Source organism: Pseudoroseomonas cervicalis ATCC 49957 (assembly GCF_000164635.1).
In the GTDB taxonomy this organism is placed as follows: Bacteria; Pseudomonadota; Alphaproteobacteria; order Acetobacterales; family Acetobacteraceae; genus Pseudoroseomonas; species Pseudoroseomonas cervicalis.
In genome coordinates this window covers 11,197-19,212 of the sequence record NZ_GG770784.1, presented here as the reverse complement: position 1 = coordinate 19,212, position 8,016 = coordinate 11,197, and the positions used below count along the sequence as shown (strand labels likewise).

The 8,016-nt window shown below is 72.5% G+C and carries 10 protein-coding genes; 4 read left to right on the top strand and 6 right to left on the bottom strand.

Annotated elements, in window-relative coordinates:
- The coding region (locus tag HMPREF0731_RS25755) for a hypothetical protein (RefSeq protein WP_007005657.1) at window positions 1-188 on the bottom strand (188 nt) is incomplete at its 3' end.
- A 307-nt stretch (window positions 189-495) separates the two neighbouring features.
- Here HMPREF0731_RS25755 and rfbC point away from each other — a divergent pair.
- The 4 genes from rfbC to rfbA are packed head-to-tail and all read left to right on the top strand — an operon-like array spanning window position 496 to window position 4,029.
- Window positions 496-1,122 (top strand): dTDP-4-dehydrorhamnose 3,5-epimerase, encoded by a 627-nt coding sequence (rfbC, locus tag HMPREF0731_RS26240; protein ID WP_007005656.1) that lies wholly within the window; start codon window positions 496-498, stop codon window positions 1,120-1,122.
- Between the two features lie 26 nt (window positions 1,123-1,148).
- Entirely contained in the window at window positions 1,149-2,231 is a 1,083-nt protein-coding gene (gene rfbB / locus HMPREF0731_RS18170) for a dTDP-glucose 4,6-dehydratase (RefSeq protein WP_007005655.1), read from the top strand.
- A complete protein-coding gene (rfbD, locus tag HMPREF0731_RS18165) occupies window positions 2,231-3,148 on the top strand; it encodes a dTDP-4-dehydrorhamnose reductase (RefSeq protein ID WP_007005654.1) in 918 nt (305 codons plus the stop codon). The genes rfbB and rfbD overlap by 1 nt, the downstream gene beginning before the upstream one ends.
- Window positions 3,148-4,029: a glucose-1-phosphate thymidylyltransferase RfbA gene (rfbA, locus tag HMPREF0731_RS18160; RefSeq protein ID WP_040613923.1), complete on the top strand. Its 882-nt coding sequence runs from the start codon at window positions 3,148-3,150 to the stop codon at window positions 4,027-4,029. The genes rfbD and rfbA overlap by 1 nt, the downstream gene beginning before the upstream one ends.
- An 85-nt stretch (window positions 4,030-4,114) precedes the next feature.
- Here the strand turns inward: rfbA and HMPREF0731_RS18155 are convergent, their stop codons facing one another.
- From HMPREF0731_RS18155 to HMPREF0731_RS18135, 5 genes are all read right to left on the bottom strand, one after another.
- On the bottom strand, window positions 4,115-5,632 hold the full coding sequence (locus tag HMPREF0731_RS18155) for an aldehyde dehydrogenase family protein (protein ID WP_007005652.1): 1,518 nt from the start codon (window positions 5,630-5,632) through the stop codon (window positions 4,115-4,117).
- The gene (locus HMPREF0731_RS18150; protein WP_007005651.1) at window positions 5,629-6,510 is read right to left on the bottom strand and encodes an NAD(P)-dependent oxidoreductase; all 882 of its coding nucleotides are present in this window, start codon (window positions 6,508-6,510) and stop codon (window positions 5,629-5,631) included. Before HMPREF0731_RS18150 ends, HMPREF0731_RS18155 begins: the two co-directional genes overlap by 4 nt.
- Before the next feature lie 148 nt (window positions 6,511-6,658).
- On the bottom strand, window positions 6,659-6,970 hold the full coding sequence (locus tag HMPREF0731_RS18145) for a type II toxin-antitoxin system RelE/ParE family toxin (protein WP_007005650.1): 312 nt from the start codon (window positions 6,968-6,970) through the stop codon (window positions 6,659-6,661).
- Between the two features lies 1 nt (window position 6,971).
- Entirely contained in the window at window positions 6,972-7,229 is a 258-nt protein-coding gene (locus HMPREF0731_RS18140; RefSeq protein WP_007005649.1) for a type II toxin-antitoxin system ParD family antitoxin, read from the bottom strand.
- Between the two features lie 70 nt (window positions 7,230-7,299).
- Window positions 7,300-8,016 (bottom strand): LysR substrate-binding domain-containing protein (locus tag HMPREF0731_RS18135; RefSeq protein ID WP_040613921.1); only part of this gene is annotated, 717 nt, incomplete at its 5' end.

Sequence of the window (8,016 nt, the reverse complement as noted above, 5' to 3'; positions counted from 1 at the left end):
GCCGCCAGCGACACCGCGTCATGCCGGCGCGGATCGGCCAGCACCGCCAGCGCCGGCAGGCCGAACAGCAGCGCCAGAAGCAGGGCCGCGGCCAGGAAACCGCGCGCCGGCGGCGCGGGGTGGATGGTGAACTCCACCCCCTGCGGCGTCTCCCGCCGGGTGAAGCCGCCTTCGGCCACGCCGCTCATGCGCGGCCGGCGGAGTGCGGCGGGATCGGGCGGGATGGCGGCATGCGGGGCTCCGGCGGGGCCGGAATCCTGGCATGGCCGGGCCGCGCCGCGCCAGGGGAAGCCAAGGTGGGGAAAGCGGAAGCTTGGCCATTCCCGTCCGGCCGCGGCACCGCAGCGTGATCAATCCCTTGCCAGCACGGCGGGCGATCTGCCCGGCCCTGGATTGCGACAAAAGGCGGCATCCGCTTATTTAACCATCCCTGCCTGCCTGCCGACCCTGCCCCGCCCGGCCGGGTCCCGCGATTTTCCCCAGGAGCTTCCCGACGTGGCACCCTCGCCTTCCCCGCTGGCCGATCTCGTCCGCGCGGGCCAACTGACCACGGAACAGAGCTCGCGCAACTTCACCCTGCACCGCTTCACCCTGGAGGGGCCGGCGATGATCGGCACGCGCCGCTTCGGCGATGCGCGCGGGTATTTCTCCGAGAGCTGGAGCGCCCGCGACCTCGCCGCCTGCGGCCTCGTGGCGGAGTTCGTGCAGGACAATTTCTCGACCTCGGCGCAGGTGGGCACGCTGCGCGGGCTGCATTTCCAGATCGCGCCGGAGCCGCAGGCCAAGCTGGTGCGGGTGCTGCGCGGCCGGGTGCTCGACGTCGCGGTCGACCTCCGCCGCGCCTCGCCAACCTATGGCCAGCATGTCGCGGTGGAGCTGACCGCCGAGGCCGGCAACCAGCTCTTCGTGCCGGAGGGCTTCGCGCATGGCTTCTGCACCCTCGAGCCGGATTGCGCGGTCGCCTACAAGGTGACCGGCTACTACGCCCCGGCCTGCGACAAGGGTGTCGCCTGGGACGATCCCGACCTCGCCATCGCCTGGCCGCTGCCGCCGGGCGGGCCGGTGCTGTCCGACAAGGATGCCCGCCAGCCGAAGCTCGCCGAGCTTCCGGCCTATTTCTGATCGCCGCGCTCTGGAGGAATAGACCCATGCGGATCCTGGTCACCGGCGGTGCCGGCTTCATCGGCTCGGCCCTGGTGCGCCGCCTGGTGCTGGAGGAGCAGGTCGAGGCCGTGCTGGTCGTCGACAAGCTGACCTATGCGGGCGAGCGCCGCAGCTTGCGCGATTGCGAGGGCAGGCCCGGCTTCGGCTTCCTGCAGGCCGACATCGCCGACGCCGCCGCCATGGCGCAGGCCTTCGCCGAGTTCCGCCCCGATGCGGTGATGCATCTGGCGGCCGAGAGCCATGTGGACCGCTCCATCGCCGGCGCCGCGCCCTTCATCCACACCAACATCGTCGGCACCTTCACCCTGCTGGAGGCGGCGCGCGCCTACTGGAACGCGCTGGACGCGGAGAAGCGCGCGGCCTTCCGCTTCCTGCACATCTCGACCGACGAGGTGTTCGGCTCGCTCGGCCCCACCGGCTACTTCACCGAGACCACGCCCTATGCGCCGCGCTCGCCCTATTCGGCCAGCAAGGCGGGCTCGGACCATCTGGTCGCCGCCTGGCACGAGACCTATGGCCTGCCGACGCTGATGACCAACTGCTCGAACAATTACGGGCCCTATCATTTCCCCGAGAAGCTGATCCCGCTCACCATCCTCAACGCGCTCGAGGGCAAGACCCTGCCGGTCTATGGCAAGGGCGAGAATGTGCGCGACTGGCTCTTCGTCGACGACCATGTGCGCGCGCTGATCACCGTGCTGCGCCAGGGCAAGGTCGGCCAGACCTACAATGTCGGCGGCAATTCGGAGCGGCAGAACATCGAGGTGGTGCACGCCATCTGCGACACGCTGGACCGGCTGCGCCCGGACCCCGCCGGCCCGCGGCGCCGCCTGGTCAGCTTCGTCGCCGACCGGCCCGGCCATGACGCGCGCTACGCCATCGACGCCAGCAAGCTGAAGCGCGAGCTGGGCTGGGAACCGTCGGAAAGCTTCGAGACCGGGCTGGAGAAGACCATCGCCTGGTATCTGGAGAATGCGTGGTGGTGGCAGCCGCTGCGCGAGCGTGTCTATGGCGGCGAGCGCATCGGGCTGCTCGACCAGGCCAGCCCCGCCAAGGCCGCCTCCTGATGCGCATCCTGATCGCCGGGCGCGAGGGGCAGGTGGCGCAGGCCCTGCTGCGCGCCTTCGCGCCCGAGGGCCATGAGGTCACCGCCCTCGAGCCCCCTGCCCTGGACCTGACCCGCCGCGACAGCATCGCCGCCGCCATCGCCGCCGCGCGGCCGGAGCTGGTGATCAACGCCGCCGCCTACACGGCCGTCGACAAGGCCGAGGATGACGCGGCCCTCGCCTTCGCCGTCAACCGCGACGGCGCCGCCTGGCTGGCCGAGGCGGCTTCCGGTGTCGGCGCGCCCTTCGTGCATTTCTCCACCGACTACGTCTTCGACGGTGCCGGCGGCGCGCCCTATGCCGAGGACGCGCCCACCAGCCCGCTCGGCGTCTATGGCCGCTCCAAGCGCGAGGGCGAGGAGGCGGTGCTGGCCGCCAATCCGCGCAGCGTCATCCTGCGCACCGCCTGGGTCTGCTCGGCGGATGGCAACAACTTCGTCAAGACCATGCTGCGCCTGGCGGCGACGCGCGACGAGATCGGCGTGGTCGCCGACCAGCTCGGCGCCCCCACCTTCGCCGCCGATCTGGCCGAGGCGGTGCGCGCCATGGCGCCGCATCTGCTCCAGGCGCCGGCCGGCGATCCCCGCTTCGGCCTGTTCCACCTGACCGGCGCGCCGCACACCAGCTGGCACGGCTTCGCCGAGGCGATCTTCGCCGGCGCCGCCGCGCGCGGCCACAAGGTGCCGCGCCTGAAGGCCATCGGCACCGCCGACTACCCGACCCGCGCGCAGCGCCCGGCCGATGGCCGCCTGGATTGCCGCCGCATCGCCACGCTGCATGGCATCCAGGCGGCCGATTGGCGCCGCTCGCTGGAGGCCGTGCTCGACACGCTGATCGGCACGCCCAGAACGGGCGCCCTGCCGCAGGAGACCAAGTGATGAAAGGCATCGTGCTCGCCGGCGGGTCCGGCACGCGGCTGCATCCGGCGACGCTCGCCGTGAACAAGCAGCTGCTGCCGGTCTATGACAAGCCGATGGTGTATTACCCGATCTCGGTGCTGATGCTGGCCGGCATCCGCGAGATCCTGATCATCACCGCGCCCGAATTCCTCGACATGTACCAGCGCCTGCTGGGCGATGGCAGCCAGTTCGGCGTCGCCTTCACCTACGCGGTGCAGCCCAAGCCGGAAGGGCTGGCGCAGGCCTTCATCATCGGCCGCGACTTCGTGGGCCAGGACCCCGTCGCCCTCGTCCTCGGCGACAACATCTTCTACGGCGCCGGCCTCTCCGAGCTGATGCGCCGCGCCCGCGAGCGGCGCGAGGGCGCGACGGTCTTCGCCTACCACGTCGACGATCCGGAACGCTACGGCGTGGTCGAGTTCGACGCCGCCAACCGCGCCCTCTCCATCGTCGAGAAGCCGCAGCAGCCGCGCTCCAACTGGGCGGTGACGGGGCTTTATTTCTACGACAACCGCGTGCTCGACATCGCCGCCGCCGTGAAGCCCTCGGCCCGCGGCGAGCTGGAGATCACCGACGTCAACCTCGCCTATCTCGAGGCCGGGGCGCTGCATGTCGAACAGCTCGGCCGTGGCTATGCCTGGCTGGACACCGGCACGCATGATTCGCTGCTCGATGCCGGCGAATTCGTGCGCGCCATCCAGCAGCGCCAGGGCCTGCCGATCGCCTCGCTGGAGGAGATCGCCTTCCTGAACGGCTTCATCGGCGTGGACCAGCTGCGCGAGCGCGGCAAGCTCTTCGCCAAGACCGCCTATGGCCAGCACCTGCTGCGGCTGGCGGATGAGGCGGAGCGGAGCCGCTAAGAACAAGCAGAAAAGTCCGGGGGAATGAATTCCCCCGGGCCCCCTTCTTCTTTCTGCCAGGGCCGGGCGCCGCTGGCGCCCGGCGTCACTCCGGGCTGTAGCCGAAACCGCTCGGCGGGTTCGCCGCCGTCTCCACCCAGACGCTCTTGCTCTGGGTGTAGGACAGCAACGCCTCGCGGCCGGAGGAACGGCCGAAGCCGCTGCGGCCAAACCCGCCAAAGGGCGACATCACGCTGATCGTCTTGTAGCCATTGATCCAGAAGGTGCCGGCCCGCACCGCCGCCGCCACGCGATGCGCGCGGCCCACATCGCGCGTCCACACCGCCCCCGCCAGCCCATAAGGGGTGGCGTTGGCCAGCGCGATCGCCTCATCCTCCTCGCGGAAGGAGAGCGCCGTCACCACCGGGCCGAACACCTCCTCCTGCGCGATCTCGGCCTGCGGCCCGACGCCATCGACAATGGTGGGCGCGTAGTAGAAGCCGCCCGTGCCGCGCAGCGCCTCAGGGCAGGCACCGCCGGCGGCCAGCACCGCGCCCTGCCCCACCGCCGCCCGCACCAGCCCGTCGATGCGCTCCCACTGCCGGCGGTTGTTGATCGGGCCGATCTGCGTCGCCGGGTCCTGCGGCGCGCCCACCGGGATGCGGCGCGCGGCCTCGGCCAGGCGCTCCAGCAGGCGCGGGCGCAGCGCCTCCTGCACCAGCAGGCGGGACCCCGCCACGCAGCTCTGCCCGGCGCCGGAGAAGATCGCGGCCTGCGCGCCCAGCACCGCACGGTCCAGATCGGCATCGTCGAAGACGATATTGGCCGATTTGCCACCCAGCTCCAGGATGCAGGGCACGATGTTGCGCGCCGCCTGCGCCGCGATCGCCGCCCCCGTGGCGGCGGAGCCCACGAACACCACCAGCCGCGTCTCGGCATCGCCCACCGCGGCGGCGCCGGTGGTGGCCCCTGCCCCGGCCAGCACATTGACCAGGCCGCGCGGCAGCCCCGCCTGCTCGGCCAGCACCCCCAGCGCCAGCGAGGTCAGCGGCGTCAGCTCGGAGGGCTTCAGCACCACCGCATTGCCGGCGCAGATGGCGGGCGCGATCTGCCAGCCGGCGGTGAAGATGGGCGCGTTCCACGGGGTGATCTGCACCACCGTGCCATAGGGCTCGGGGCGGGTGTAGTTCAGGTGGCTGGTGGGGACCGGGATGACCTCGCCATGCAGCTTGTCGGCCCAGCCGGCATAGTATTCGAACATCTCCGCCACCTTGGCGACCTCGACCCGCGTGTCGCGGATCGGCTTGCCGGCGGAGAGGCTCTCCAGCGCCGCGAGATCCTCGGCGGCGGCGCGCACCGCCTGCCCCACCGCCCAGATCGCGCGGCCGCGGGCGGAGGCGGTCAGCGCCAGCCAGGCGCGCTGACCGGCGCGGGCGGCCTGCATGGCGGCCTCCACCACCGGGGCGCCGGCATCGGCATAGCTGAGGAAAACCTCGCCCGTGGCGGGGTTCACCAGCTCCAGCGCCTCGCCGGTGCCGGGCAGGATCTCGCCGCCGACCCAGCTGCCGACCGCCCCGCCGGGCAGCAGGCGGGCGATCAGCTCGTGCAACGTGGGAGTGGTCATGCGGCGTCCTCGGGCCGGCGGTAATCGGCCATGCGGGTGAAATCATCGGTGTCGGCGATGCGCGGGCGCGCCTCCTCCCACAGCCGCGCGGCATGGGCGCAGAGGGGGAGCTCGACGCCGCTCTCGGCGGCCAGCGCGATGGCGAGGGTGACATCCTTGCGCATCAGCCCGGCGGAGAAGCCGCTGTCGAAGCTGCCCGGGACGATCCAGCGCGGCATCATCACCTCGCTGATGGCGCTGCGGCCCGTGGCGGCGTTGACGACGCCGAGCGCGGCCTCGGCGGGCAGGCCGGCGGCCTCGGCCAGGCGCATGGCCTCGCCGGTGGTGACGAGGTGGGCGGCCACCAGCATGTTGTTCACCAGCTTGGCGATGTTGCCGGCGCCCGACGGCCCGACATGCACCGCCTTGGCCGAGAGCGCGTCCAGCACGGGCCGCACCGCTTCCAGATCGGCCGCCTCGCCGCCGATCATCATGGTCAGGCTGCCGGCGGCGGCGCCGGAGGGGCCGCCGCTGACCGGCGCGTCGAGCAGCGCGTGGCCCGCCGCGGCCAGGGTGGCGGCGAGGCGGCGGGTGGTGCCGGGGTCGGAGGTGGAGGTGTCGATCACCACCACCTTGCGGTCGCTGCGGGCGAGCAGGCCGCCGGGGGCGGTGGCCACGGCCTCGACATCCCGCGCGAAGGGCAGCGAGAAGACGAGCGCGTCGGCCTGGCGCAGCAGGGTGGCGAGGTCGGTGAAGGCGATGCCGGCGGCCTCGGCGGGCGCGCGACGGGTGTCGCTGATGTCGTGGCCGAGCACGGTGAAGCCGGCGCGCAGCAGGCTGGCGGCCATGCCGAGCCCCATCTGCCCCAGCCCCACCACGCCGATGCTGCGCAGTTGCATGGTCGGTCTCCCTGGTGTTGCCGCAGGGTCTCGCGCAGCGTGCGTTGCCACAAGCCGGGAATTCCCGAACGGGGCGTTGCCGTTGTGGCAACGCCGGCCGCCAGCGGCGGCCGGCCCTGTCAGAAAGAAGATGGGGGTCCGGGGGAATTCATTCCCCCGGCCTGTCGAGTCCTTCGGCGAAGAGGGCGGCGCCGATCTCGCGCTTGCCGTGCAGCACGCGGACGAGCAGGACGCCTTCCTCGTCGGCGCGGTAGAGGATGAGATAGGGGGCTTCCACCAGCATGCGGGCCTCGGGGGCGAGGGCTGGCAGGGCGGTGCCGGCGTGGGGGAAGTCCTTCAGGATCTCCAGCCGCGCGGCGATGCGGTCGAGCAGCCGGTCCGCCGCGTCGGGGTTTTGCTCCGCCAGACGGGTCCAGATCTCGATGAGGTCGGCGCGGGCGCGGGCGGTCTGGCGCAGCACGTCAGCGGCCGCGCATGGCCATCCGGGCGCGGGCTTCCTGCTTCACCGCCTCGATATCGAGCGGCCCGGCCTCGCCGCTGGCGATGCCCTCCTGCCAGGCGCGCTGGAGGTGTTCGAGGGAGTCCTGCTGGCGCTGGCGCTCTTCCAGCAGGCGCAGCCCGTCGCGCATGACCTCGCTGGCGGAGCTGTAGCGGCCGCTGGCGAGGAGACGCTGCACGAAGGCCTCGAAATGCGGGCCGATGGTGTAGCTGCTGGGCATGGGCGGCTCCCGACTATCATCCAATGATATCGGTCGCCCCGCCCCGCCCGCAAGCGGCGGGATTCTGACGTCAGAATCCCGCCGTTCCGGCGAAGGGTGAGAGGTGCCGCGCCAGATGCGCCAGCAGCAGGGCGGCGGCGGCCGGCAGGGGGCGGCCGGCGCGGTGCAGCAGATGCGCGCTGGCTTCGGCCAGCAGCGGGTCGGCCAGCGGCAGGGCGTGCAGCCGCCCCTCGGCCAGGTCGCGCCCGGCGGCGAAGCCAGGGAGGAAGGTGATGCCCATGCCGGCCAGGACGAAGCGGCGCAGCGCCTCGACCGAGCCGGTCTCCAGGCGGGGCGTCAGGCGGAAGCCGCCATCGGCCTCGACGCGGGAGAGCAAATGGCGGATGCCGTGCCCGGGAAAGAGCAGCGCGCAGGGCTTTTCCGTCAGCGCGGAGAGCGGCACGGGCGCCGCCGGCGCGGCCATGCCGGCCGGCAGCAGGGCCAGCAGCGGCTGGCGGGCGCGGGCGGCGCTGACGAGGGAGGGATGGGCCGGCGGGTTGTAGGCCAGGCCGAGCTCCACCTCGCCCTCGGCCACCGCCTCCAGCACCCGGTCGGTGCCGCCATGTGACAGCACGAAGCGCAGCCCGGGATGGGCGGCGGCGAAGCCGGCCAGCCCTTCCTCCAGCAGGCCCGGCAGGAAGCCATCGCCGCAGCAGAGGCGCACCGTGCCCTCGACGCCGCCGCGCAGCCGGTGCAGCCGCTCGCGCAGGGCGGCCGTCGCCTCCTCCTGGGCGCGGGCGTGCTCGGC